General features: G+C 66.8%; 22 protein-coding genes and 1 riboswitch. Of the genes, 11 read left to right on the top strand and 11 right to left on the bottom strand.

Translation table 11 applies throughout. The features are described from left to right. Positions 1-12: 12 nt before the first annotated feature. The 3 genes from C8J44_RS01895 to C8J44_RS01885 all read right to left on the bottom strand — a co-directional run bounded on the left by C8J44_RS01895 (position 13) and on the right by C8J44_RS01885 (position 3,783). Complete coding sequence (locus tag C8J44_RS01895; protein ID WP_121903146.1) at positions 13-1,257, bottom strand: cyclopropane-fatty-acyl-phospholipid synthase family protein; 1,245 nt, start codon at positions 1,255-1,257, stop codon at positions 13-15. A 228-nt stretch (positions 1,258-1,485) separates the two neighbouring features. Next, entirely contained in the window at positions 1,486-2,847 is a 1,362-nt protein-coding gene (locus C8J44_RS01890) for a deoxyribodipyrimidine photo-lyase (RefSeq protein ID WP_121903145.1), read from the bottom strand. 33 nt (positions 2,848-2,880) lie between these two features. Continuing rightward, positions 2,881-3,783, bottom strand: a complete 903-nt coding sequence (locus tag C8J44_RS01885; RefSeq protein ID WP_121903144.1) for a histone deacetylase — start codon at positions 3,781-3,783, stop codon at positions 2,881-2,883. Positions 3,784-3,858: 75 nt separating this feature from the next. On the opposite strand from C8J44_RS01885, the gene C8J44_RS01880 reads away from it, so the two are divergent. From C8J44_RS01880 to C8J44_RS01860, 5 genes are all read left to right on the top strand, one after another. Beyond that, entirely contained in the window at positions 3,859-4,341 is a 483-nt protein-coding gene (locus tag C8J44_RS01880; RefSeq protein ID WP_121903143.1) for an RNA pyrophosphohydrolase, read from the top strand. Positions 4,342-4,393: 52 nt separating this feature from the next. Next, entirely contained in the window at positions 4,394-5,296 is a 903-nt protein-coding gene (locus tag C8J44_RS01875; RefSeq protein ID WP_259466664.1) for a YdiY family protein, read from the top strand. A gap of 40 nt (positions 5,297-5,336) precedes the next feature. Continuing rightward, complete coding sequence (locus tag C8J44_RS01870) at positions 5,337-6,542, top strand: hydrolase (RefSeq protein ID WP_121903142.1); 1,206 nt, start codon at positions 5,337-5,339, stop codon at positions 6,540-6,542. Continuing rightward, positions 6,539-7,555 carry an arginine N-succinyltransferase gene (locus C8J44_RS01865; protein WP_060525460.1) on the top strand — a complete coding sequence of 339 codons (1,017 nt, stop codon included), beginning with the start codon at positions 6,539-6,541 and terminating at the stop codon, positions 7,553-7,555. The genes C8J44_RS01870 and C8J44_RS01865 overlap by 4 nt, the downstream gene beginning before the upstream one ends. Positions 7,556-7,662: 107 nt before the next feature. Further along, positions 7,663-7,881, top strand: coding sequence for a hypothetical protein (locus C8J44_RS01860; RefSeq protein WP_056049081.1), 219 nt, complete (start codon positions 7,663-7,665; stop codon positions 7,879-7,881). On the opposite strand, the gene C8J44_RS01855 is transcribed toward C8J44_RS01860, so the two are convergent. Then, positions 7,878-8,615 carry a Crp/Fnr family transcriptional regulator gene (locus C8J44_RS01855; RefSeq protein ID WP_121903141.1) on the bottom strand — a complete coding sequence of 246 codons (738 nt, stop codon included), beginning with the start codon at positions 8,613-8,615 and terminating at the stop codon, positions 7,878-7,880. The genes C8J44_RS01860 and C8J44_RS01855 overlap by 4 nt on opposite strands. Positions 8,616-8,951: 336 nt before the next feature. Then, positions 8,952-9,569, bottom strand: a complete 618-nt coding sequence (gene cobU, locus C8J44_RS01850) for a bifunctional adenosylcobinamide kinase/adenosylcobinamide-phosphate guanylyltransferase (protein WP_121903140.1) — start codon at positions 9,567-9,569, stop codon at positions 8,952-8,954. A gap of 80 nt (positions 9,570-9,649) precedes the next feature. On the opposite strand from cobU, the gene C8J44_RS01845 reads away from it, so the two are divergent. Genes C8J44_RS01845 through C8J44_RS01835 form a run of 3 tightly spaced genes read left to right on the top strand, consistent with a single transcriptional unit; the run spans position 9,650 to position 13,024 of the window. Continuing rightward, positions 9,650-10,636, top strand: coding sequence for a pyridoxal phosphate-dependent class II aminotransferase (locus C8J44_RS01845; protein WP_310886148.1), 987 nt, complete (start codon positions 9,650-9,652; stop codon positions 10,634-10,636). After that, entirely contained in the window at positions 10,629-11,567 is a 939-nt protein-coding gene (gene cbiB, locus C8J44_RS01840; RefSeq protein WP_121903779.1) for an adenosylcobinamide-phosphate synthase CbiB, read from the top strand. Before C8J44_RS01845 ends, cbiB begins: the two co-directional genes overlap by 8 nt. Beyond that, on the top strand, positions 11,555-13,024 hold the full coding sequence (locus C8J44_RS01835; protein ID WP_121903138.1) for a cobyric acid synthase: 1,470 nt from the start codon (positions 11,555-11,557) through the stop codon (positions 13,022-13,024). The genes cbiB and C8J44_RS01835 overlap by 13 nt, the downstream gene beginning before the upstream one ends. Here the strand turns inward: C8J44_RS01835 and cobS are convergent. From cobS to cobO, 5 genes are all read right to left on the bottom strand, one after another. Beyond that, entirely contained in the window at positions 12,989-13,702 is a 714-nt protein-coding gene (gene cobS / locus C8J44_RS01830; protein WP_121903137.1) for an adenosylcobinamide-GDP ribazoletransferase, read from the bottom strand. The genes C8J44_RS01835 and cobS overlap by 36 nt on opposite strands. After that, positions 13,699-14,256: a histidine phosphatase family protein gene (locus C8J44_RS01825; protein WP_259466663.1), complete on the bottom strand. Its 558-nt coding sequence runs from the start codon at positions 14,254-14,256 to the stop codon at positions 13,699-13,701. The genes cobS and C8J44_RS01825 overlap by 4 nt, the downstream gene beginning before the upstream one ends. A gap of 8 nt (positions 14,257-14,264) precedes the next feature. Continuing rightward, positions 14,265-15,278, bottom strand: coding sequence for a nicotinate-nucleotide--dimethylbenzimidazole phosphoribosyltransferase (cobT, locus tag C8J44_RS01820; RefSeq protein ID WP_121903135.1), 1,014 nt, complete (start codon positions 15,276-15,278; stop codon positions 14,265-14,267). Further along, positions 15,275-15,682, bottom strand: a complete 408-nt coding sequence (locus C8J44_RS01815) for a DUF1636 domain-containing protein (RefSeq protein WP_121903134.1) — start codon at positions 15,680-15,682, stop codon at positions 15,275-15,277. Before C8J44_RS01815 ends, cobT begins: the two co-directional genes overlap by 4 nt. Before the next feature lie 170 nt (positions 15,683-15,852). After that, positions 15,853-16,047, bottom strand: a riboswitch (cobalamin riboswitch). 192 nt (positions 16,048-16,239) lie between these two features. After that, a complete protein-coding gene (gene cobO, locus C8J44_RS01810; RefSeq protein WP_121903133.1) occupies positions 16,240-16,845 on the bottom strand; it encodes a cob(I)yrinic acid a,c-diamide adenosyltransferase in 606 nt (201 codons plus the stop codon). Between the two features lie 54 nt (positions 16,846-16,899). Between cobO and C8J44_RS01805 the strand changes: the two genes are divergently transcribed. Beyond that, positions 16,900-18,516: an NAD(P)/FAD-dependent oxidoreductase gene (locus tag C8J44_RS01805; protein ID WP_121903132.1), complete on the top strand. Its 1,617-nt coding sequence runs from the start codon at positions 16,900-16,902 to the stop codon at positions 18,514-18,516. Between the two features lie 177 nt (positions 18,517-18,693). On the opposite strand, the gene C8J44_RS01800 is transcribed toward C8J44_RS01805, so the two are convergent. Beyond that, positions 18,694-19,371, bottom strand: coding sequence for a peptidylprolyl isomerase (locus tag C8J44_RS01800; RefSeq protein ID WP_121903131.1), 678 nt, complete (start codon positions 19,369-19,371; stop codon positions 18,694-18,696). A gap of 180 nt (positions 19,372-19,551) precedes the next feature. On the opposite strand from C8J44_RS01800, the gene htpG reads away from it, so the two are divergent. After that, on the top strand, positions 19,552-21,471 hold the full coding sequence (gene htpG, locus C8J44_RS01795) for a molecular chaperone HtpG (protein WP_121903130.1): 1,920 nt from the start codon (positions 19,552-19,554) through the stop codon (positions 21,469-21,471). Between the two features lie 79 nt (positions 21,472-21,550). Next, positions 21,551-23,782: a glycoside hydrolase family 3 N-terminal domain-containing protein gene (locus C8J44_RS01790; RefSeq protein ID WP_121903129.1), complete on the top strand. Its 2,232-nt coding sequence runs from the start codon at positions 21,551-21,553 to the stop codon at positions 23,780-23,782. The last annotated feature ends 10 nt before the right edge of the window (positions 23,783-23,792 follow it).

The raw sequence follows: 23,792 nt of genomic DNA, 5'->3' as shown, positions 1-23,792 counted from the left end.
CGCAGGACAGCGTTAGCGCTTCACCAGCGTAACCTGCGCGACATCGATCCCGCCGCCGAGAAACCCGCCCTCGCAATACATCAGATAGTAGCGCCACAACGCCACGAACCGCGCATCGAACCGCTCCGGCAACCGCCCCTCCGCGACCGCCGCGTCGAACGCAACGCGCCACCGCCGCAACGTCTCGGCATAGTGCAGTCCGAACCCGCGCCGATCCTCCCACGCCAGCCCCCGCGCTTCGGCCAGCGCGCGAAATCGCGGCTCCGACAATAGCATCCCGCCCGGAAATACGTAGCGCTGGATGAAGTCGACACTCCGCGAATAGGAATCGAAGATCGCATCGTCGATCGAGATATACTGCAACGCCGCACGCCCGCCCGGCTTCAACGCGCGGGCGATCGCGTCGAGATACACCGGCCAATATTCCTCGCCGACCGCCTCGACCATCTCGATACTCGCCACCGCATCATAGGTCCCGGTGACGTCGCGGTAGTCGGTCAGCGCCACTTGCACCCCGTCGAGCCGTGCCGCCGCGATCCGCTCGTCGACCTGTCGCTTCTGCTCAATCGACAGCGTCAGCGCATGCACGCCGATCCCCGCGCGCGCTGCCATCTCGGCGAACGATCCCCAACCGCAGCCGATCTCGAGAATCGTATCGCCCGCCCGCGCCCCGGTCCGGTCGAGGATCGCGCGCAGCTTGGTCGCCTGCGCCGCCTCATGCGGTTCGGCATCGTCGACCGGCTCGGCAAAGATCGCGCTCGAATAGGTCAGGCTGGGATCGAGCCACGTCTCGTAGAAATCGTTGCCGAGGTCGTAATGCGCGGCGATGTTCTTGCGCGATCCGGTCGGGTCGTTGCGCCGCATCCGGTGCCACGCCCGCGCCGCCAGCCGCACCACGCCGCCCGACCGTGCTGCGCCCCCGAGCGAGCGGCGGTTGCGCATGAACAGGTCGAATAGCGGGACGGGATCGGGGCTCGACCAGTCGCCTGCCGCCCAGCCTTCGTACCAGCCGACCGACCCCGCGGTCGCCAACCGCACCAGCGCGCGCCAACGGTGTAACGTCACGACGGGCAAAGGCCCCGGAGCCCGACCGCCGATCAGCCGCCGCGTGCCGTCGGGCAAGTGCGCGTCTATGCCGCCGCTCTCAAGCCCCGCGTCGATCCGGTCGAGCAGACGGTGAAACACCGGCGCGACGAGGCGCGCAACCGTGGAACCTTGCGCGGTGGGCACATCATCGAAAGCGGGAACGGCAGTCATCGCGGCGCTCCATGCAACAGGAGCCGCGGCTAGGAAAGAGGCGGCGGCAAATCACGCCTGCTCGCTGCGGTGGGCTGTTAGGCATCCGACCAGCCCCAACTGCTCCGTCACCCCGGACTTGTTCCGGGGTCCACCGATCCGCACATCATACGTCCTTGAGATCGCGGCACCGTGGATGCCGGAACAAGTCCGGCATGACAGCGAGAAAACTGCGGATGCGGTTCCCGCTTATCGCGCGTGCCGCCCAGCCTCGAGCGCCCGCTCCCGCCCTTCGCGGTGGCCGACGATCTTTGCCGGATACGCCTTAGGCCGACACCCGGACTCCTCCGGATCATGGATCGCGTCGCCGGTCACCTTCGCCAGTTCCGGCACCCATTCGCGAATATAGTCCCCCGCATCGAACTTCTCCGACTGCGTCAGCGGCGCCATGATCCGCCCGAACATGTTCGAATCCACGCCGGTCCCCGAGACCCATTGCCAGTTCACCGAATTATTCCCGTAGTCCGCATCGACCAAGCAGTCCCAGAACCACCGCTCGCCCTCGCGCCAGTCGATCAGCAGATGCTTCACCAGGAAGCTCGCCGTGATCATCCGCACGCGGTTGTGCATCCAGCCGGTCGCCCAGAGCTGACGCATCCCGGCATCGACGATCGGATAGCCGGTCTTGCCCTCCTGCCACGCCTTCAGGTCCGCCTCGGCGTCCTTACCCGATCGCCAAGGGAGCTTGTCGAACTTTGGTCGCCCGTTCGTGTCGCCGTAGTCCGGCATCGTCAGCACGACGCCATCGGTGAAGTCCCGCCACGCCAGTTCCTTGCGGAACGTCGTCGCATCGCCGTGCCCGTCGACTGCATGCCACACCGCACGCGGCGAGATCTCGCCGAAATGCAGATGCGGCGACAGGCGTGAGGTGCCCTCGATCGACGGCATGTTGCGATCGACGTCATACGCCTCGACGATCGGCGCCATCGCCTTCGCGTTCTTCAGCGCCTGAGCCTCGCCCGGCGTCCAGTCGCCGAACCCGGTCGACCAGTCCGGCTTTGTCGGCAGCAGGTCCCACTCCGACAGCGTCTCGCTCTTCGGCCATTTCGACGGCGCCGGGATCGTTCGCGGCGCAAGCTCGGGGTCGCCGGGCGGCATCATCTGGTTCAACGCCTTCCAGAACGACGAATATACCTTGAACTGCCCGCCCGACCCCGTCTTAACATCCTCGACGCGGGCAAGATGGTTGCCGTCATGCAGGCACAGCCGATCGTCAAGCGCCGCCTCGGCCTTCCGCCACCACGGCTCGTAATGCCGGATCGCATGCACCTGCTCGGCACCGGTTTCCTTCATCAATGCCGTCAGCACCTCGACCGCATCGCCGCGTCGCAAGATCAGCTTCGATCCCTTGTCCGCCAGCGACTTGGCAAACGAGTCGAGCGTGTGGTGCAGCCACCACCGCTGTGCGCCGCCCATTGTCCATTTCCCCGGCGCGTCGTCGTCGAGCACGTAGACCGGGATCACCGGCCCGGCATGCGTGGCGGCGATCAGCGCGGGGTGATCGTGAAGGCGGAGGTCCTGGCGCAGCCAGAGAAGCGTGGGAGTCGTCATCGCATCCTCAACGCAGCAAGCCGCGATCCAGCATCACGCCGCTGCGAAAGTTTCCCCCAGTGTCGTGATCGCCGCCACGTGCCGCTCGGCGATCGCGAGCGCATCCTCGCCGTAACCACCGCCTACGGTGCTCGCGAGCGGCACGCCGCGCGCAATCGCAAGGCTAGCGACAAGCCGTTCCCGCCTAGCCAGACCCTCCAAGGTCAGCGCCAATCGCCCGAGCCGATCGCCCTCGAACGGATCTACCCCAGCCTGATACAGGATCAGCTCCGGCCGGAACTCGTCAAGCAACGGCACCAGGGTCGCCTCCAGCGTCGCCAGATACGCCTCGTCGGCGACCTTGTCCGCCAACGGCACGTCGACCGTCGAACGCGCCTTCCGCACCGGAAAGTTCTTCTCCGCGTGGATCGAGAAGGTCGCGATCTCCGGGCGCCCAGCCAGCAGCGCCGCGGTCCCGTCGCCCTGATGCACGTCGCAATCGACCACAAGCACGCGCGCCACCCGCCCCTCGTCGATCAGCCGCGCCGCCGCCACCGCGAGATCGTTGAACACGCAGAACCCCGCGCCGGTGTTCGCCAGCGCATGATGGCTTCCGCCCGCCGTATTCGCCGCAAACCCGTGTTCCAGCGCGAGACATGCCGCAAGCCAGGTCCCGTGCGGCACGATCGCCGCACGCGACGCCACCGCCGCCGTCACCGGAAACCCGATCCGCCGCTCCTTATCCTTAGGCACGTCCGCCCGGAGCACCTCAGCGACGTAGTCTTCGTCATGCACCGCTTCCAGCCACGCGGTCGGCGTCGTCTCGGCGCGGTGCCATGCGACAGCATCTCCCTTTTCGAGCAGCAGGTCGCGGATCAGTCCGTTCTTGTTCCAGCGATAGGTCGAGCGCGCTGGCGCTGGCGTGACATAGTCGGGATGGTGGACGACATGGATCATGCTCCGTAGGTAGGAGCGCGCCTGCCGACCCCCAAGTTGCCCGAGCCCCAAGCACCTGCGTTGCGGAGACTATTTTTGACCGACGTTTCGACCCTGCCCTACCGTCCCTGCGCCGGCATCATGCTCGTGAACGCGGACGGCAAGATCTTCGTCGGCCAGCGCAACGATTCGCCGCTGGAGGCGTGGCAGATGCCGCAGGGCGGGATCGATCCGGGCGAGGACGCCGAAGCCGCCGCGTTGCGCGAACTCGGCGAGGAGACCGGCGTCATGCCCGACAAGGTCGAACTGATCGCCGAAGCCCCCGGCGAGTTCATCTACGACCTTCCCCCCGAACTGCTCGGGAAAGTCTGGAAAGGCAAATGGCGCGGCCAGACGCAGCGCTGGTTCCTGTACCGCTTCCTCGGCATCGACGCCGACGTGAACATCGCCACCGACCACGAGGAATTCCGTGCATGGCGCTGGAGCGATCCCGCCGACCTGCCGCGGTTGATCGTGCCGTTCAAGAAGGCGCTCTACGAACAGGTACTCGCCGCCTTCGCGCCACATCTCGGCGCATAACGGCGTCGTTGCGCAGTTCCCAATCGGTTGCGCGGCCGTTACGGAAACCGGCGTGCGTCGCTTACTCTGCCTCATCCTCGCCCCGCTGTTGCTCGCCAACGCGCCCGATCCGCAATCGGTCATGATTCCCGAGACGATCCGCGCGATGCTCGACGCCGCGCTGGAGGCGGGCAACGAGGCGGACGTCGCGACGATCGCCAAATACGCACGCGCCGCCGACCCGCTCAGCGGCGACGCAGTGCTCGCGGTCGCGGAAAAGTGGAAGGCCGATCGCGCCGAACAACGGACCCAAGTGATCCGTCAGGCCAGCTTTCTCGACCTGTGGAGCGGCAAGGCGGAGGTCGGCGGCTATCTGACGACGGGCAATTCGAACACGGCGGGCGGCACCGCGGTGATCGATCTCGCCCGCGAAGGCCTGCGCTGGCGTCAGAAATTCCACGCCCAGGCCGATTATCAGGAAAATCTCAACATCACGACGCGCGAGCACTACCTCGCCTCGTACGAGCCCAACTACAAGATCGACGAACGCGCCTATATCTACGGCGTCGCGCAGTATGAAGGCGACCGGTTCCTCGGCTATTTCAACCGGTATTCGACGTCGGTCGGTGCCGGGTACAGCGTGATCAAGACCGCCGCGACCAAGCTCGATCTCGAGCTCGGGCCGGCGTATCGCTACACCGAATTCACCGACAATACCGAGCAGAGCAGCATTGCCGCGCGCGGAACCGCGAACTTCAGCATCCGGATCCTCTCCGGGCTGTCGGTCAGCCAGGTCGCGTCCGCCTATGTCCAGCGCTACAACAGCACGCTGAGCGGCACGACGGCGCTGACCGCCAAGCTGATCGGCCCGCTGTCCGCCGCTCTGTCGTACAATGTCCAGTATGAAAGCGAGCCCCCGATCGGCTCGGTCTCGACCGACACCACCAGCCGCGCCTCGCTGGTCTACAGTTTCTGACGCTGTTCCCACGCACGTCCGGCCCCGCTAGGGTCGCGCGATGAGGGGATTTTCAACTATCGAGCGCGATGCCGTGGACGCGGCGCGCGCGGCACCGATGCTCGCGCAGGTCGAGGCCTGGGCGGCGGTAAACAGCGGCACGCGCAATCTGGCGGGGCTGGCGACAATGGCGGCCCTGCTCGGCGACGCCTTCGCGCGATTGCCGGGCGAGGTCACGCTGGTCAAGCCGACCCCGGTCGACAGCGTCGGATCGGACGGCGTCGTATCCTCGCTCCAGCACGGCAAGCATCTGCATTTGGTCGTAAGGCCTGAAGCGCCGGTGCGGATGCTGTTCACCGGGCACATGGACACGGTCTATCCGATCGATCACGCGTTCCAGTCGCTTCGCTGGCAGGACGATGGCAGTCTCAACGGTCCCGGCGTCGCCGACATGAAGGGTGGCCTCGCGGTGATGCTCGCCGCACTCACCGCGGTCGAGGCGAGCCCGGCGGCGGTGCGGATCGGTTACGACGTGGTGATCAACTCGGACGAGGAGACCGGCTCGTTCTCGTCCGCCGCGCTGCTCGCCACCGCCGCGCAGGGTAAGGTGGCGGCGCTCACCTACGAACCCGCGCTCGCCGACGGTACGCTGGCAGGCGCGCGCGGCGGTACGGGCAATTTCTCGATCATCGTCCGCGGCCGGAGCGCGCACGCCGGCCGCAACCCGGACGATGGCCGCAACGCGATCGTCGCCGCCGCCGATATCGCGGTACGGCTGGCGAAGGTCCGCGGTCCGCGTCTGGCGGTCAATCCGGCACGGATCGAGGGCGGCGGGCCTAACAACGTCGTCCCCGACCTCGCCATCCTCCGCATCAATTTCCGCCCCGCGACGCTCGACGAGATCGCGCGCGCGCAATCGCATATCGAGTCCGCGGTCGCGATGGTCGCCGCCGAACACGACGTCCGGATCGAGGTTCATGGCGGTTTCAACCGCCCACCCAAACCGATCGATGCCGGCGCCGCGCGATTGTTCGAGCTGGTGAAGGGCTCCGGCAGCGATCTCGGCCTCGACATCGCATGGAAAGCGACCGGCGGCGTCTGCGACGGCAACAACATCGCCGCGGCGGGCGTGCCGGTGGTCGACACGATGGGCGTGCGCGGCGGCGCGATCCATTCGGTGGACGAATTCATGATCCCCGACAGTCTGGCCGAGCGCGCGGCGCTATCGGCCGTCACCATATTACGTATCGCGGAGGGCCGTTTGTGAGTTTCAGGATCCGGGCCGCGGTCGACGACGATCTCCAGCATCTCTACGAAATGGCCAAGCTCACGGGCGGCGGATTCACCAACCTGCCCCCCGATCGGCGCGCGCTGACCGCCAAGCTCGAACGCAGCCACGCCGCGTTCGCGCGGACCGACGGCCCGGTCCAGGACGAACTGTTCGTGCTGGTGCTCGAGAATGTCGCGACGAAGGAAGTCCGCGGCACCTGCCAGATCTTCACGCAGGTCGGCCAGAGCTACCCGTTCTACAGCTACCGGATCGGCCAGCTCACGCAGCACAGCCGCGAGTTGAACCGCACGTTCCGCGCCGACATGCTGACGCTCGCCACCGACCTGGAGGGTGCAAGCGAAGTCGGCGGGCTGTTCCTCCACCCGGGCGAACGCGCCGGTGGCCTGGGCCTGTTGCTCGCGCGCAGCCGTTATTTGTTCATCAAGATGCACCGCGCGCGCTTCGCCGACCGCATCCTCGCCGAACTGCGTGGGGTGATCGACGAAGCGGGCGGTTCGCCGTTCTGGGACGGTCTCGCCGGGCGGTTCTTCGGGATGAATTTCCAGGACGCCGACCAGTTCAATGCGATCAACGGCCACCAGTTCATCGCCGACCTGATGCCCAAGCACCCGATCTACACCGCGATGCTCACCGAAAGCGCGCGCGCCGCGATCGGCCTTCCCCACCCTTCAGGTCGTGCGGCGATGCGGATGCTCGAGAACGAAGGCTTCGCGTTCGAAAACTATGTCGACATCTTCGACGGTGGCCCGACGATGACCGCGCGCACCGACCGGGTCCGCACCATCGCCGAAGCGCGTCAAAGCCGGATTGCCGCGATAGATGGCGGCGGCGGTGAGCAGGATCTGGTCGCTACCGGACACCTCGCGGATTTTCGTGCAGCCTTCGGCGATGTGCGCGAGGCTGACGACGGGATCGTGTTGGCCGGAGACTGCGCCGAAGCGCTAGCGGTTGGCGAGGGCGATACGGTCCTGCACGTCAGCCGCATCTGACCTTGCGACGATCGCGAATGCGTCGGGTTAATTTACAATTAACCATCTGACGCCGATCGGGATCGACAGAATTCCGCCACTGGCACGGCTCTTGCTAGTTTCGCGACATGTGGACCAAATTTGCCCGCCTGTTCGTCGTCAAGACCAAGTTCGAGGCGTTCCTCGTCATCTACGGGCTGGGGCTCGGCGCGGTCGAGCGCGGGATGCATTACCTCCAGCAATACCCGGGCTATGGCGGCTGGCTGTTGTTCGCAGCCTGCCCCATCGCGGTCTTCATGGCCGGCGGGCGGTTGATCGATTCGGTGGACCCGTCGCGTGATCGCTAACCGCGCTGCTGGGATAGGTGCAGATAGCGCGTCGAGAAATCGGCGAGTTCACGCAACGCATCCCAGCGCGGAAAGCTGATCCGGCGTCGGTTTCGCGAGATCAGTCCATCGGACTCGAGCGACTTGATCGTCCGGTTTACATGCACCGCGGTCAAACCCAGCGCATCGCCTAGCTGCTCCTGGCTCATCGGCAATTCATAGCCCTCGGGCCCCGTCAGCCCCTGCATATCGAGGCGGATCGCAAACTCGCAAAGGAAGTGTGCGAGCCGTGACCGTGCATCGCGACGGCCCACGTTCAGGATCCATTCGCGAAAGATCGACGCTTCGACGAGCGTGTTGATGAAGATCGCATTGCCGATAGACGCGCGCGACTGCGCCAGCTCGCGCAGCGCGGTCCGTGGGATCGTCGCGACATCCGCACGGGTCAGCGTCTGGACGTTGTGATCCGCGACATCGAGAAAGAGGTGCTGGAAATCGAGCGCCTCGCCGGGAATGTGCATCGACACGATCTGTCGCATGCCCGACCCGGTGAGTTTCTGGCGATAGGCGAACCCCGTCAATAACACCGCGCATTGCGCCGGTGCATCGCCCTCGCGCACCAGATACGACGAGGCCTCGTAGGTCCGGCAGGTGTAGGGAAGTGCGAGCAGCGCCGACCGATCGGCGGCATCGAGGACCGCGTGCGTCTCGAGTTTGCGGACCAACAGCGACAGCGGTCCGGAGGTTGAACTCATAAATGTATTCCCGCAAAAATCGGGGCGGGAGCACAAGCCTCTCTCGGTCGTCAGAGCCCAAGCGTCGGCTGACGATGAACGATAATAACATAGAAGGACGCCCGCTATTCACACATATCTTACGAAATATAAATATTACCAAAATAAATATCGCGCGGAGCGGTGTGGATATTCTCTGTGATTAGACAGAATTATATCCAAAATTCATTGTTACGATAATCGCGGGATCATGGAGGTTAGGCGCGATATATCGCAACGTGCGCCTCTTATTTCGGCTCGAGTTTTGGTGAGGGCGTCGCGATTTCGATCTGATCATTCATTACCAACGATCGTGGATTATCGATGAAATGATTGCGCGGGAGAAACGCCCTTCCACCGCTGGACCAGTCCCGCGAATACCATATCGACGGAGTCGACCTGCGCAGCGAGGCGCTGATGCAGCCGGCCGGCTTCGTCGCGGAACCGCCGGGCAAGGGCATTATCGGGGACGATGCCCATCCCCACCTCGTTCGACACGAACACCGCCCGACCCTGCATGCGGGCGATCACCGCCAGCAAGTCGACGGTTCGCGCCTCGATATCGTGGTCGCCGAGCAGAAGGTTCGTCATCCAGAGCGTCAGACAGTCGACCACGATGACGCTGGCCACGCCATCGGCGTCCGCCAACGCCTCGGAGAGCGCGATCGGCGCTTCCACGGTCCGCCAGCGCGCGTCGCGGTCCGCGCGATGACGGACGATACGATCGACCATCTCGTCGTCAAAGGCTTGCGCCGTCGCGACATAGACCAGATCACCGCCCTGTGCGGCTGCCTGTGCGGCTGCCTGTGGGGCTGCCTGTGCGGCTGCCTGTTCGGCTGCCTGTTCGGCCATCGCCTGCGCATGGCGACTCTTGCCAGAGCGCGCGCCCCCCAGGACCAACAGAGTTTTGCCGAACGACGCGTCCACTGAATACATTTCACACCCCTTCGCGCTTGCGGCGCGTCAGCGGAATGACGATGACGCCCGGAAGATCAAGCGAAAGCCCGTCTGATCGTGTGAAAGATGATATGTCGGCACTGCGCGTTCATGGGGGAAGGGTCGACATTGCCGCGCGGCTTTATCCCGACGCGCCGCGTCCGTGGCTGGATCTGTCGACCGGGATCAATCCCCAACCCTGGGTGCCGCACTCCGGGATCGAGGTCGATACGCACTCGCTGCCTTCGACCGATGCGCTACTCGATCTCGAGGCGGTGGCGGCGGAGGTGTTCGGCACCACCCCTGACCGCGTCGTCGCGCTGCCGGGCAGCGAGATCGGGCTGCGGTCGCTGGACGCGCTTGACCTCCCCTCCCCGCTCCGGGTCGTCGTCCCGAGTTACGGCACGCATGCAGAAGCTTTCGCGAATGCCCAGTATATCGACCGCGGGGCGATCGACGGCGTGACGACCGGAACCGTGTTGCTCGCGAACCCCAACAATCCCGATGGCCGCCGCGATGCGCCCGAGCGCCTCGTTGGCATCGCCCGCCGCGGCACGTGGCTGGTCGTCGACGAGGCGTTTGCCGACGTCGTGCCCGAGACCAGCATCGTGCCGCATCTCGCCGCCGACGACCGTGCGGTCGTGTTCCGCTCGTTCGGCAAGTTTTTCGGACTTGCCGGCCTCCGCCTGGGCTTCATGATCGCGCCGGCGGATCTCGCGACTGCGATGCGGCGCAGGCTGGGAAGCTGGCCCGTATCCGCGCAGACGATCGCCTATGGGTGCGCGGCCTATCGTGATACCGCCTGGCAAACCCAGGCGCGCCAATCGATTGGCGCGCGCGCCGATCGCCTCGACGCGCTCTTGCGCGGGCATGGCATCGTCGCATCGGGCGAATGCCCTCTGTTTCGTCTGGTCGAACACGATTCGGCCGACGCGATATTCGAGCGTCTCGCGCACGCCGGCATCCTGACCCGCCGCTTCGATTATGCGCCGCGGTGGCTGAGACTGGGCGTGCCGGGCGACGATGCCGCATTCGCCCGCCTCGATGCAGCCCTCGCGCATGGCTGAACCCGTCGCTCTGGTCGCGCTGGTACTGGACATCGCGATCGGTTGGCCGTCGTCGGTCTATGCACGCATCGGCCACCCCGTCGGCGGCTTCGCCCGCCTCATCGGATACACCGAAAAAAACTGGAACAGGACGTCCTGGTCGTTCGCGAGACGGCGCAGTGCCGGCGTTCTGGCGCTGGTCCTGCTGCTCAGCGTGACGATTGCCACCGCCCTGGCGCTCGTCGCGCTTGCCCGCTTTGCGCTTGGTCCGATCGCCTGGCTCGGGCTGGGCCTGCTGGCGGCACCCGGGCTGGCGATCCGCAGCCTGTACGATCATGTCGTGCCGTGTGCGACGGCGCTCGAAGCCGGCGACCTCCCAGCCGCACGATCCCGCGTCGGGATGATCGTCGGGCGCGACGTCGCATCGCTCGACGAGAGTGGCGTCGCGAGCGCCGCGATCGAGAGCTTGGCGGAAAGCCTATGCGATGGGGTGGTGGCACCGCTGTTCTGGCTGCTCGTGGCGGGCGTCCCCGGGCTGTGGGCGTACAAGGCGATCAACACGGCGGACAGCCTGATCGGCCACCGCGAGGACCGCTGGCGCGCGTTCGGCTGGGCCGCCGCGCGGACCGACGACCTGGTCAATCTCATTCCGGCGCGGCTGAGCGGCGTCCTGGTCTGCGTCGCGGGGCTCGGTGGGTGGCGAACGATGTGGCGCGACGCCGGCAATCACGCCTCACCCAACGCCGGCTGGCCCGAAGCGGCGATGGCCGGCGTGCTCGGTCTTCGCCTCGCCGGACCGATCGCCTATGACGGGCTGACCCTTGCCAAACCCTATATCGGCGATGGCCGCCGCGACGCCACCGCAGTCGACCTTCGCGCTGCGCTTGGCGTCTATCGCCGGGTGTGCGTCCTTCTTCTCATGATTGCCGGAGGGATTGCATGGGCGCTCTGATGTTGCAGGGAACCGGTTCGGACGTCGGCAAATCGGTGCTCGTCGCGGGGCTGTGTCGCGCGTTCGCCAATCGCGGGCTGTCGGTGCGACCGTTCAAGCCGCAGAACATGTCGAACAATGCCGCCGTCACCGCCGATGGTGGCGAGATCGGCCGGGCGCAGGCAACGCAGGCGATTGCGTGCCGCGTCGAGCCCAGCGTCGACATGAATCCGGTGCTGCTCAAGCCGCAGGGCGACCGCACCTCGCAGTTGATCGTCCGCGGGCAGGTCCGTGGTACGCTTGCCGCCGCACGCTGGCGCGAGGGGCGCGAAGGACTGCTGGTCGACGTGCTCGACAGCTTCGAGCGACTGTCGGCCGGCTGCGATCTCGTCGTCGTCGAAGGCGCGGGCAGCCCCGCGGAGATCAACCTGCGCGCCAGCGACATCGCCAACATGGGGTTCGCGCGCGCCGCCGACGTCCCCGTCGTGCTGGTCGGCGACATCGACCGTGGCGGCGTGATCGCGGCGATCGTCGGCACGCGCGCCGTGATCGATCCGGCCGATGCGGCGATGATCCACGGCTTCCTGATCAACAAGTTCCGCGGCGACCCTGTGCTGTTCGACGACGGCTATCGCGCGATCGAGGCACGCAGCGGATGGCGCGGGTACGGCGTCGTGCCGTGGCTGGCCGACGCGGTACGGTTGCCGAGCGAGGATGCGGTAATCCTCGAACGCCCGGTCGCCAGCAACCAGCGTAAGGTCACGATCGCCTGCCCGATCACGCCACGGATCGCCAATTTCGACGACCTCGATCCGCTCCGGCTCGAACCCGGCGTCGCGCTGATGATGGTGCCGCCGGGCTCGCCGATCCCCGACGTCGACATGATCGTGCTCGCCGGATCGAAAGCGACGATTCCAGATCTCGCCTTCGTCCGCGCGCAAGGCTGGGACATCGATATCCGCGCGCATCATCGCCGCGGCAAACCGGTGCTTGGACTCTGTGGCGGCTACCAGATGCTCGGTCACAGTATCGCCGATCCAGACGGGATCGAGGGGCCGGCGGGGCGCGTCGACGGACTGGGACTGCTCGACGTCGACACGATCCTCACCGGCCGCAAGACGCTCGACCGGATTCGCGGGCAAGCGCAGGGGGCGGCGTTCGAGGGTTACGAGATGCACATGGGCGCGACGACCGGGCCGGCAACCGCGCGCCCGGTCGGCCACCGCGCCGATGGCACTCCCGAAGGCGCGACGAGCGCGGACGGACTGGTGGCGGGCAGCTATATCCACGGCCTGCTCGCGCTCGCGGAGCAGCGTGCGGCGTGGCTGTCGCGGCTCGGCATTTCGGCCAGCGGGCCCGATCACGGTACGTCGATCGATGCCGCACTCGATGCGATTGCCGCGACGCTCGAACGTCATGTCGATCTCGACGCGCTGCTGGCGCTAAGCGAGCGCGCCGGCCACCGCGAGCGCGACTAGCAGGCCGGTCTCGACGATCTCGATCCCGGCGCCGTGCGCATCGCCCGTCACACCGCCGAGCGTCCGCCGAAGCCAGGTCGCGACGCCGAGCACGAGCAGCGGCAGGGCGACAAGCGCTGGCACCGCGCTAGCGGCAAGCGCGAGCAGCAGCCCCCACCCCAGAAGGTCACGCCCACGCACCGCATCGGCAACCGCTGCGCCGAGGCCGCCAGGACGCAGCGGTGGCAACAGCCTCGCCCAGACGAGCGGTCCCATCCTCGCGGCGAACGGCACGACGATCAACGCCCAGCTCGCTCCCACCGCATGCAGCAGCACAAGCTTGGCAAGCATTTGACCGGCGATCGCGACGACGCCGAAGCTGCCGATATGCGGATCGGCCATGACCGCAAGCAACCGTGTCCGATCGCCATGCGCGGCGCCGAGACCATCGGCGAGGTCGGCAAGGCCGTCGAGATGCAGCGCGCCAGTAACTGCGATCCAGGTCAGCAGCGCGGCACAGGCGCCCGTCCACGGATCGACGAGTGCACCGAGCCAGCCGGCCGCGGCAACGAGCGCGCCGATCGCGAGGCCAACGATCGGGTAAAAGCGGATCGCCGTCGCGAAATCCTCAGCGCCGACGTCGATGCGGGGCATCGGCAAGCGCGTCAGGAACCCGAACGCGACGACCAGCCGCTTCACGTCGCCAGCCCGACGATCTGCACAGTCCGTGGCTGGCCCGGCCAGATGCGCAGCGACACGAGTGCGGCGTAAGGCAGATCGAACGCCCAGACCTGCCGCCGATCGAAACCGCACAAGTCCGCGAGCGCCGCCCGGATCGCGCCGCCATGCGTCACGACCAGTGTCGAGACCGCCGGCATCTCGGCCACCGCTCGCGCAACACGGCTTTGCAGCGCGGACCAGCGTTCACCATTCGGCGGCGGCGACGCGTCGGGATCGTCGTAGAACGCGGACAACGCTGAGGAGTCGATGGCCGCGGGAGCTAGCCCGTCCCAGACGCCGAAATCGAGTTCCCGCCAGCGTGGATCGACCTTGACGGGAATGCCCCGCGGGCCTGCGATGGCCTCCGCACAAGCGCGCGCGCGGATCAGATCGGACGCCTCTATCCGGTCCACCGCGAGACCGTCAGCCCGCACGACGCAGGAGGCGATCCCCGCCTCGGTCGCCGGGTCGTCGGTGCGCCCGAGCAACCGCCCCGCCACCTCGGGCGCACCATGCCGCATGAGATACAGCATGTGTGCGCTCACGCCGACGAAACGCCGGCCTCGGCGAACGTCGCCATTTCGGCATGCGCCGCGAGCGCCGCCCGGACGAGCAACGTCGCGGTCGCAGCCCCACTGCCTTCCCCCAGCCGCATTCCGAGCGACAGGAGCGGCTCGAGCCGCATGCGCTCCAGCAGGTGCCGATGCCCCGGTTCGGCGGAGACATGCCCGGCCAGGCAATGCGCGACTATGTCGGGACAGGCCGCCGCCAACGGCGCGACCGCCGCACAGCAGATGAACCCGTCGAGCATCACCGGTACGCCCGCCAATCGCGCTGCCACCACAGCGCCCGCAATTGCCGCCAGTTCGCGGCCGCCGAGCCGTCGCAAGGTCTCGAACGGCGTGGTGAGCGCGTCCCGGTGCAACGCGATTCCCGCCTCGACGACCGCGACCTTGCGCCCGATGCCCTCGCCATCGACCCCCGTGCCCGGCCCGACCCAGTCGCTCGCCGACCCGCCGAAGCTCGCCAGACACAGCGCCGCAGCGGTGGTGGAATTGCCGATGCCCATCTCGCCAAGCACCACCAGGTCCGGCGCATCCGCGACCGCCGCCGCGCCCGCGTTGATCGCGGCAAGGCACTCGTCCTCGGACATCGCCGCGGCTTCGGTGAAATCCGTCGTGGGCCGGTCGAGGTCGAGCGACACGATCTTGAGATCGAGGCCGGCCGCGCGCGACAACGCGTTGATCGCCGCGCCGCCATGCTCGAAATTGGCCACCATCTGCGCGGTGACGGAAGCCGGAAACGCGCTGACGCCGCGCGCGACGATGCCGTGGTTGCCCGCGAACACGACCGCGCTGCCGCGATCGAGCCGGGGCAGCGGATTGCCCTGCCAGCCTGCCATGAACACCGCGATATCCTCCAGCCGACCGAGCGATCCCGGTGGCTTGGTCAGATCTCCCTGCCGCGCGATCGCCGCGGATCGCGCCGCGGCGTCTGCCTGCGGCAAGCCGCGCAAGGCCGCCAGAAACGCGGCCGGCGTCGCGAAGGCTGTCATTCGACGACGAACCCGGCGGGCGGCGTGCGGGTGATGAAATGACCCTTCACGCCCTGCGGCCATTGCTTGAACGGCACCTGCCCGAACGCGCTCTCGCCGTAGAGCCGCGCGTAATCGAGGATCGCGCGCGCGGCGTCTTCGGTCGGCTCGAACCGGCCGAGGACATAGCCGACCTTGGCAGGTGCGCGCAGATGGATCGTGCAGAAATCCTGGCAGGCGAACAGGCACGGCATCTCCTGCACCGCGACGTCGGCATAGGCGGGATCGCTCGCCTGGACCGCCTTCAGCGCGCTGACAAGCCGCGCACCGCCGCGCTGACCGTGCTCGTCGTCGCGCGCATCGGTGGAATGGCGGCACGTATTGCACGCGACCACCGCGACGCCGTCTTCGACTGGCTTCAGCATGTCCGTTCCCGGACGATCTCGGAACGATGTAAACCTGGCATAGAAACCCCTTCGGACAGTCGGTCCCGCACCGCGCGAGGGCCAAAGGCGCACGCCTCCAGCCTCCGCGCGACGCGAAGCGATGTCGTCGCTCGGGGTGTTACCCGTCCGTTCGGCGCACCCTGGCCGGACGAAAGACGACCGCGACGGGCAGGTCTCCTGGCTCGCGGGTCAACGCCGTCCGCGCCGCCTTCTCGGGAACATCCCAATGGCATGAGGCACGATGGCTCGCCGCGTACAGTTGCAGGGTCAGCCGGGTGTTTCCCGTTCCCATTTTCATCCCCCTCGGCGTGAGCATCGGGGGAACCTGTCGCGGGGGCAGCGATAGGCGGGGGGGTTGGGGGACGCAAGACGGCGATGCGCTGCTGGGCGGTCTCACCAGCAGTTCAACCGCCCGCCCGTCATCCTGACGAAAGTCAGGACCCAGGGTAACGGGCGGCGGCCGTCGTGGCTCTGGGTCCTGACTTTTGTCAGGATGACGGACGGTGGTCATAACGGGCCGTAGAATACGAAGCCGCCTAAAACTCCACGCCCGCCTGTGCCTTCACCCCCGACCGGAACGGATGCTTCACCTGCGTCATCTCCGTCACCAGATCCGCCATCTCGATCAGCGCATCCGGCGCGTTCCGCCCAGTCACCACGACATGCGTCATCTCGGGCTTCGCCGCCAACACGGCGAGAACCTCGTCGACCGGCAGATACTCGTACCGCAGCACGATGTTCAGCTCGTCAGCGACCACCATCGCGTAGGACGGGTCTGCGATCATCCGCTTCACCTCGTCCCACGCCTCACGCGCCACCGCGATATCGCGTGCGCGGTCCTGCGTGTCCCAGGTGAACCCCTCCCCCATCGGCTTGAACTCGCACAGCGCGGGGAACGCGTCGAAGATCGCCTTCTCGCCGGTCGTCATCGCGCCCTTGACGAACTGCACCACGCCGACTTTCCGCCCATGCCCGATCATCCGCACCGCCATGCCGAACGCGGCGGTCGACTTGCCCTTGCCCTTGCCGGTGTGGACGATGACCAGCCCCTTCTCGATCGTCTTGCTCGCGACGATCCGGTCCTGGACCTCCTTGCGCTTGGCGCTCTTGGCATTCTGTTCTTCGTCGGTCCGCATGATCAAGTCCTCTCGTCCTCCCGATGGCGGATCGCGCCGCGCGGCGCTAGAGCGACCGACATGCTCCGCATTACCGATCTCAAGCTGCCGCTCAACCACGCCGACGAAGCGCTCCCCGCCGCGATCCGCGACCGCCTGCGCGTCACCCCGCGCGACCTGATCCGCTACACCGTGGCGCGTCGCGCGCACGATGCGCGCGACAAGATGGACATCCAGCTCGTCTATTCGGTCGACGTCACGCTGAAGAACGAGGACACCGTCCTCACGCGCTTCCGCAAGGATCGCCACGTCCAGCGCACGCCCGACACCGGCTACCGCTTCGTCACCAAGGGCGGGCCAAGCTACACCGGCCCCCGCCCGGTGGTCGTCGGCGCAGGCCCGTGCGGGTTGTTCGCCGGCCTGATCCTCGCGCAGATGGGCTTCCGCCCGATCATCCTCGATCGCGGCAAGGTCGTCCGCGAGCGCACCAAGGACACGTGGGGCCTCTGGCGCAAGAGCGTGCTCAACCCCGAATCCAACGTCCAGTTCGGCGAAGGCGGCGCCGGCACCTTCTCCGACGGCAAGCTCTGGAGCCAGATCAAGGACCCGCGTCATCTCGGCCGCAAAGTCCTGACCGAGTTCGTCAAAGCCGGCGCACCGCCTGAAATCCTCACCGAGGCGCACCCGCACATCGGCACCTTCCGCCTCGTCACGATGGTCGAGAGCATGCGCGAGACGATCGAGGCACTCGGCGGCGAATACCGCTTCTCGACCCGCGTCGATGGTCTCGACATCGTCGAGGAAGCCGGCGCGCGCCAACTCCGCGGCCTTCACCTGAGCACCGGCGACTATCTCGAAGCGAACCACGTCGTCTTCGCGGTCGGCCACAGCGCGCGCGACACGTTCGAGATGCTCCACGCGAAGGGCGTCCACGTCGAGGCCAAGCCGTTCTCGATCGGCGTCCGCATCGAGCATCCGCAGTCGTGGATCGACGAAGCCCGGTTCGGGCCGTGCGCCGGCCATCCCGATCTCGGCGCGGCGGCGTACAGCCTGTCGCACCACTGCAAGAACGGCCGCACGGTGTATAGCTTCTGCATGTGCCCCGGCGGCACCGTCGTCGCCGCGACCTCCGAAGAAGGCCGCGTCGCGACCAACGGCATGAGCCAATATTCGCGCAACGAACGCAACGCGAACTCCGGCATCGTCATCGGCATCGACCCCGAGCGCGACTATCCCGGCCACCCGCTCGCCGGGATCGAACTGCAGCGCCACTGGGAATCGCGCGCCTATGTCGCGGGCGGCTCGAACTACAAGGCACCTGCGCAACGCATCGGCGACCTGCTCGCAGGCCGCGCCTCGACCGCGCTCGGAACGGTGATCCCGTCGTACAAGCCGGGCGTTCACATGACCGACCTGTCCGAGTGCCTGCCCGAGTTCGCGATCACGGCGTTGCGCGAGGCGTTGCCCGCGTTCGGCCGCGAGATCCCCGGATACGATCATCCCGACGCGGTGCTGACGGGAGTCGAGACGCGCACATCTTCGCCGGTGAGGATCACGCGCGGCGACGATTTCGTCAGCCTGAATACGACAGGATTGTTCCCAGCGGGCGAAGGCGCCGGCTATGCGGGGGGTATTCTTTCCGCGGCCGTCGACGGTATCAAGGTCGCGGAAGCGGTCGCGCTCAGCCTCACTGCCTGACGCCCGAAACGAGCGCTAGAATACCACCCCGGCGAAGGCCGGGGCCTAATGGGGGACGTCGATGACAAAGGACGATCCTCCGTTACCGGGACCGTTCCAATTGGGCCCCGGCCTTCGCCGGGGTGGTGGACGTGCTCGCCCGTATGGGCGCAGAACCAGCCCGGAATGGCGGCGAAGTCACTTCACCCGGCCAGGTCCCGTTTTGATCAACCACGCCTTCGGCAATCCGGTCGGCTTCGCCACGCCGTCGAGCCGTCGCGCGCTGACCAGCGCCACGCGCTTCAGGATCATCTGGTCCTTGAACGCATCCATCCCGCCGCCGGTCGGTTTGGCGAGGATCCGTTTCACCACGTCCATCCCGGCAACGACATGCCCGAACGCCGCATAGCCGGGATAACCCGCGCGCGCGTCCATCGCCGGTGCCGGGCCGACGGTGATGAAGAAATTACCCCCCGCCGAGGCCGGATTCATGCCCCTCGCCATCGAGATCGTCGCGTCAAGATGCTTGATCCCGGTCTGTGCGGTCGTCTCGAGTGGAAACGGCGGCAGGATGCGCCGCGCATCGGTACGGATCCCCGCCTGGATGAAGCCCGTCTTCGGCGACGACTTCTGCCGGCTCGCACGGTAGAAATCGGTCCCGTCGAAGCGTCCGTCATCGACGTATTCGAGGAAATTCTGCGTCGTCTTGGGCGCATGCCGCGTGTCGAGCGCGAGCAGGATCGGGCCCTCCGAGGTGACGAGGCGAACCCGCACGATCCCCGGCTTTGCGGCCGGCGTGGCGCGCGACGCGGGTTGCGCCCAGACCGTTGTCGTGAGGCTCAACACCCCCGCCAATCCCATGAGAAAACGGCGCATGTCGGTGATTCCTATAGCGACTGATCGGGGCCCGCTAACCGCCAAGCGAGGCCGACGCAACATCGGCAGGCCCGGCGCACGCTGTCCGGCGGCACCCGGCTCTTGAATTTACCCTACGAGCCGGCCAATTCCTGACCGTCATTACCAACGTCATTATCCAAAAGAGAGCCGTAACAGCCCATGACCAACGAAACCGTCCAAGCCGCCGAGATGCAGCCCGCGGAGACCCACGCGTTCGAGGCCGACGTCTCGCGGTTGCTGCACATGATGGTGCATTCGGTCTATTCGGATAAGACCGTGTTCTTGCGCGAGCTGATCTCGAACGCCGCCGATGCGTGCGAGAAGCTGCGTTACGAGGCGTTGAGCGCGCCGGATCTGCTTGGCCCGGACCCGGTCGGGAACGAAGCCCGTACGCAGATCGCGATCACGCTCGATCCCGACGCGAAGACGCTGACGATCGAGGACAACGGCATCGGCATGACCGCCGACGACATGGCCGAAGCGCTTGGCACGATCGCGCGATCGGGCACCAAGGCGTTCATGGACCGGATCGCCGCATCGTCCGGGTCGGAGGGCGCGCAACTGATCGGCCAGTTCGGCGTCGGCTTCTACTCGGCGTTCATGGTCGCCTCGAAGGTCGACGTCGTCTCGCGGCGTGCTGGCGCGGACACCGCGTCGGTCTGGTCGTCGGATGGCCTCGGCACCTACACGATCGCGCCCATCGACACCGCCGAGGCGCCCGTCCGCGGTACGCGCGTCGTGCTGCACCTGCTTGACGACGCCACGTCCTACACCGAGCGCTACACCGTCGAACGGCTGATCAAGGACCAGTCGGGCCATGTCCCCGTCCCCATCACGCTCCGCGAAACGCCCGACGCCGAGCCGGTCGAGATCGCCGACGGCGCCGCGCTCTGGACCAAGCCGAAGTCCGAGATCAGCACGGAGGACTATGCCGATTTCTATCGCAGCGTCTCCGGCCAGTTCGACGAGCCCGCGCTGACGCTGCACTACCGCGCGGAGGGGCTGCACGAATATTCGGTGCTCGCCTATGTCCCCGGCGCAAAGCCGTTCGACCTGTTCGATCCCGACCGCAACGGCCGTATGAAGCTGTACGTGAAGCGCGTCTTCATCACCGACGACGCCGAGGTTTTGCCGCGCTATCTCCGCTTCATGCGCGGGCTGGTGGATTCGTCAGACCTGCCGCTCAACGTCTCGCGCGAGATGATCCAGGAGAGCCCGATGCTCGCCGCGATCCGCAAGGGCGTCACCGGCCGCGTGCTCGGCGAATTCGACAAGCTCGCGACCCGCGATGCGGATGCCTATGCGAAGATCTGGGAGAATTTCGGCGCGGTTCTGAAGGAAGGGCTGTACGAGGATTTCGAACGGCGCGAGGCGCTGCTGAAACTCGCACGGTTCAAGACCACGACGTCGGCCGGCGCATGGCGTTCTGTCGCCGATTACGTGGCGGCGATGAAGGACAACCAGACTGCGATCTATTATGCGGTCGGTACCGATCTCGACCGGCTCGAAGCCTCGCCGCAGCTCGAAGGGTTCCGCGCGCGTGGGATCGAAGTGCTGTTGCTGCCGGACTCGGTCGACGGCTTCTGGGTGACCGCGGGTATCGATCACGACGGCAAGCCGTTCAAGTCGGTCACGCAGGGCGCCGCCGATCTCGGCCTGATCCCGCTGGTCGACGGCGCCGAAGCACCGACGGCCGACACCACGCCGCAAGTCGCGGACTTCATCGCGTTCGTGAAGACGACGCTCGCCGATGCGGTCTCGGAGGTCCGCGCGTCGGAGCGTCTGACCGACAGTGCGGTCTGCCTCGTCGCGGCCGATAGCGGCATGGACCGTCAGCTCGAGCGGATCCTCGCCGCAAGCGGTCAGGCTATGCCTGCCGCCAAGCCGGTGCTGGAGATCAACCCGCGCTCTGCGCTGATCGCCAAGCTGGCCGCGCTCGGCGAGGACGAGACCGCGCTGCGCGAGGATGCCGCGCACCTGCTGTTCGACGAAGCGCAGATCGCCGATGGCGAGCGCCCGCTCGACGCCCGCGCCTTCTCCGCCCGCCTGTCGCGGCTGTTCACGCGCGCGTTGGGTTGAGCGACCTCGACCACGGTTCCGCGGATTTGCGGAACCGTGGTCGAGCGACTAGTCCGCTTCAAAGACTGAGGAGCAGGACATGTCGCCCATTCTAGATCGCCGCCAGATACTGACCGGCGGCGCGGCCATCGCTGGCCTCTCGCTCGGCTCGACCGCCGCATTCGCGCAGAACGACCGGATCGAGAGTCTGATCGCCAGGATGACCCCGGCCGAAAAGGCGGGCCAACTCAGCTGCTTCTCCGATCAGATCCGCCCGATCGGCGTGCCGTTCAATCCCGGTCTCGCGACCGGCGGCGCGGCGGAGCAGATCGCCCGGATCAAGACCGGCCAGATCGGCATGCTGTTCAACGGCGTCGGCTATACCGGCGCGAAGGCCGCGCAGGATGCGGCGATGGCCACCCGGCTTAGGATTCCGCTGATCTTCGCAGGCGACGTGATCCACGGCCTGCGTACCGCCTACCCGCTGCCGATCGCCGAGGCCTGCGCGTTCGATCCCGACTTAGCCGAGCGCACCGCGCGCGCTGCGGCACTCGAAACCACCGCGCTCGGCATTCACTGGACGTTTGCGCCGATGGTCGATGTCGCGCGAGACCACCGTTGGGGTCGCGTCGCGGAAGGGTCCGGCGAAGACCCGTATCTGGGCATCCAGCTGGCCAAGGCACGCGTGCGCGGTTTCCAGGGGGACGACCTTCGCGATCCGACCCGCGTCGCGGCCTGCGCCAAGCATTTCGCCGCATATGGCGCGGTCTCGGGTGGCCAGGATTACAATTTCACCGAGATATCGCCCGCCACGCTGCACGAGGTCCATCTCGCGCCGTTCAAGGCTGCGGTCGACGCAGGCGTCGCGACGTTGATGAGCGCGTTCAACGATATCGACGGCGTTCCTTCCAGCGGCAATCACTGGCTGATGACCGACCTCCTGCGCGGCGAGTGGCGGTTCCGCGGCATGGTCGTCGGCGACTATACCGCGGACGAGGAACTGATCGCGCACGGCTATGCCAAGGACGGCCGCGACGCTGCGAAGAAGGCGTTCATGGCCGGGATGGACATGGCCATGCAGTCCAACCTGTTCAATCTGTGGCTGCCCGACCTCGTCGAGAAGGGCGAAGTCCCGCTCGCGCGGCTCGACGAAGGCGTGCGCCGCGTGCTCCACCTGAAGGATGCGATCGGGTTGTTCGACAACCCCTATCGCTCGGTCAGCAGGAAGGCCGAACGCACCAGCGTCTCGACCCCCGCCATGCTCAAGCTCAGCCGGGAGGCCGGCGCGCGGTCGATCGTGCTGCTGAAGAACGACGGCGACCTGCTGCCCTTGAAGAAGAACCCAGGGCGGATCGCCTTGATTGGCCCGTTCGCGGAGGATCGCAAGAACGTCGTCGGCACCTGGGCGTTCATGGCCGACGAAAAGCTCAACGTCTCGATCGCGCAAGGACTTCGCGCACGCGGGCTGACCGTGACGACGGCGCAGGGCTCCGAGATCGAAGCCCCCCTGCCCGGCGGGATCGCGACAGCGGTCGCCGCTGCGAACGCTGCGGATATCGTCCTGCTCGCGGTCGGCGAATCGCAGCTCATGTCGGGCGAAGCGCAATCGCGCACCGAGATCACGATCCCTGCCCCGCAGATGGCGCTCGCCGAAGCCGTCGCGGCGACGGGCAAGCCGGTCATCGTGCTGCTCCGCCACGGCCGCGCGCTCGCCTTGCACGGTGCCGTCAAGGATGCGCCGGCGATCCTGGCGACGTGGTTTCTCGGGTCCGAAAGCGGCAACGCGATCGCCGACGTGCTGTTCGGCGACGTCAACCCGTCCGCCAAGCTGTCCGCGAGCTTCCCCAACGAGAGCGGCCAGGAACCCTATTTCTACAACCACAAGAACACCGGTCGCCCGGCCCCGGATACGGGCAGCCAGGAATACAAATCGCGCTACCGCGAGACGAAGAACGAAGCGCTCTACCCGTTCGGGTACGGCCTGAGCTACACCAGCTTTTCGGTCTCGAACGTCGTCGTCCCGGCGCAGATGACCGACACGCTCGCCGTCACCGCCACCGTCACCAACACCGGCGCGCGGGCCGGCGACGAAGTCGTGCAGCTCTACATCCACGACCGCGTCGCCAGCCGCACGCGGCCGGTCCGCGAACTCAAGGGATTCGCGCGCGTATCGCTGGCACCGGGCGCATCGAAACGCGTGACGCTGACCTTGAAGCGCGAAGACCTCCGCTTCTGGGGCGACGGCGACTGGGTGATCGAGCCTGGTATGTTCGACCTCTGGGTCGCGACGAGTTCGGTCGCCGGCGAGAAACAGAGCTTCGAACTCGTATAAGCTGTTCTCC

The organism is Sphingomonas sp. PP-CE-3A-406, assembly GCF_003688625.1.
Taxonomy (GTDB): Bacteria; Pseudomonadota; Alphaproteobacteria; order Sphingomonadales; family Sphingomonadaceae; genus Sphingomonas.
The sequence above is the reverse complement of the archived record's forward strand: the minus strand, read 5'-3'. Positions and strand labels throughout refer to the sequence as shown.

Excerpts from the sequence above, each read along its gene's own strand:
- C8J44_RS01895 (WP_121903146.1), bottom strand. The coding sequence starts at position 1,257 with ATGACTGCCGTTCCCGCTTTCGATGATGTGCCCACCGCGCAAGGTTCC.
- C8J44_RS01890 (WP_121903145.1), bottom strand. The coding sequence starts at position 2,847 with ATGACGACTCCCACGCTTCTCTGGCTGCGCCAGGACCTCCGCCTTCAC.
- C8J44_RS01885 (WP_121903144.1), bottom strand. The coding sequence starts at position 3,783 with ATGATCCATGTCGTCCACCATCCCGACTATGTCACGCCAGCGCCAGCG.
- C8J44_RS01870 (WP_121903142.1), top strand. The coding sequence starts at position 5,337 with ATGAGGGGATTTTCAACTATCGAGCGCGATGCCGTGGACGCGGCGCGC.
- C8J44_RS01860 (WP_056049081.1), top strand. The coding sequence starts at position 7,663 with ATGTGGACCAAATTTGCCCGCCTGTTCGTCGTCAAGACCAAGTTCGAG.
- C8J44_RS01855 (WP_121903141.1), bottom strand. The coding sequence starts at position 8,615 with ATGAGTTCAACCTCCGGACCGCTGTCGCTGTTGGTCCGCAAACTCGAG.
- cobU (WP_121903140.1), bottom strand. The coding sequence starts at position 9,569 with ATGTATTCAGTGGACGCGTCGTTCGGCAAAACTCTGTTGGTCCTGGGG.
- cbiB (WP_121903779.1), top strand. The coding sequence starts at position 10,629 with ATGGCTGAACCCGTCGCTCTGGTCGCGCTGGTACTGGACATCGCGATC.
- C8J44_RS01835 (WP_121903138.1), top strand. The coding sequence starts at position 11,555 with ATGGGCGCTCTGATGTTGCAGGGAACCGGTTCGGACGTCGGCAAATCG.
- C8J44_RS01825 (WP_259466663.1), bottom strand. The coding sequence starts at position 14,256 with ATGCTGTATCTCATGCGGCATGGTGCGCCCGAGGTGGCGGGGCGGTTG.
- cobT (WP_121903135.1), bottom strand. The coding sequence starts at position 15,278 with ATGACAGCCTTCGCGACGCCGGCCGCGTTTCTGGCGGCCTTGCGCGGC.
- C8J44_RS01815 (WP_121903134.1), bottom strand. The coding sequence starts at position 15,682 with ATGCTGAAGCCAGTCGAAGACGGCGTCGCGGTGGTCGCGTGCAATACG.
- C8J44_RS01805 (WP_121903132.1), top strand. The coding sequence starts at position 16,900 with ATGCTCCGCATTACCGATCTCAAGCTGCCGCTCAACCACGCCGACGAA.
- C8J44_RS01800 (WP_121903131.1), bottom strand. The coding sequence starts at position 19,371 with ATGCGCCGTTTTCTCATGGGATTGGCGGGGGTGTTGAGCCTCACGACA.
- htpG (WP_121903130.1), top strand. The coding sequence starts at position 19,552 with ATGACCAACGAAACCGTCCAAGCCGCCGAGATGCAGCCCGCGGAGACC.
- C8J44_RS01790 (WP_121903129.1), top strand. The coding sequence starts at position 21,551 with ATGTCGCCCATTCTAGATCGCCGCCAGATACTGACCGGCGGCGCGGCC.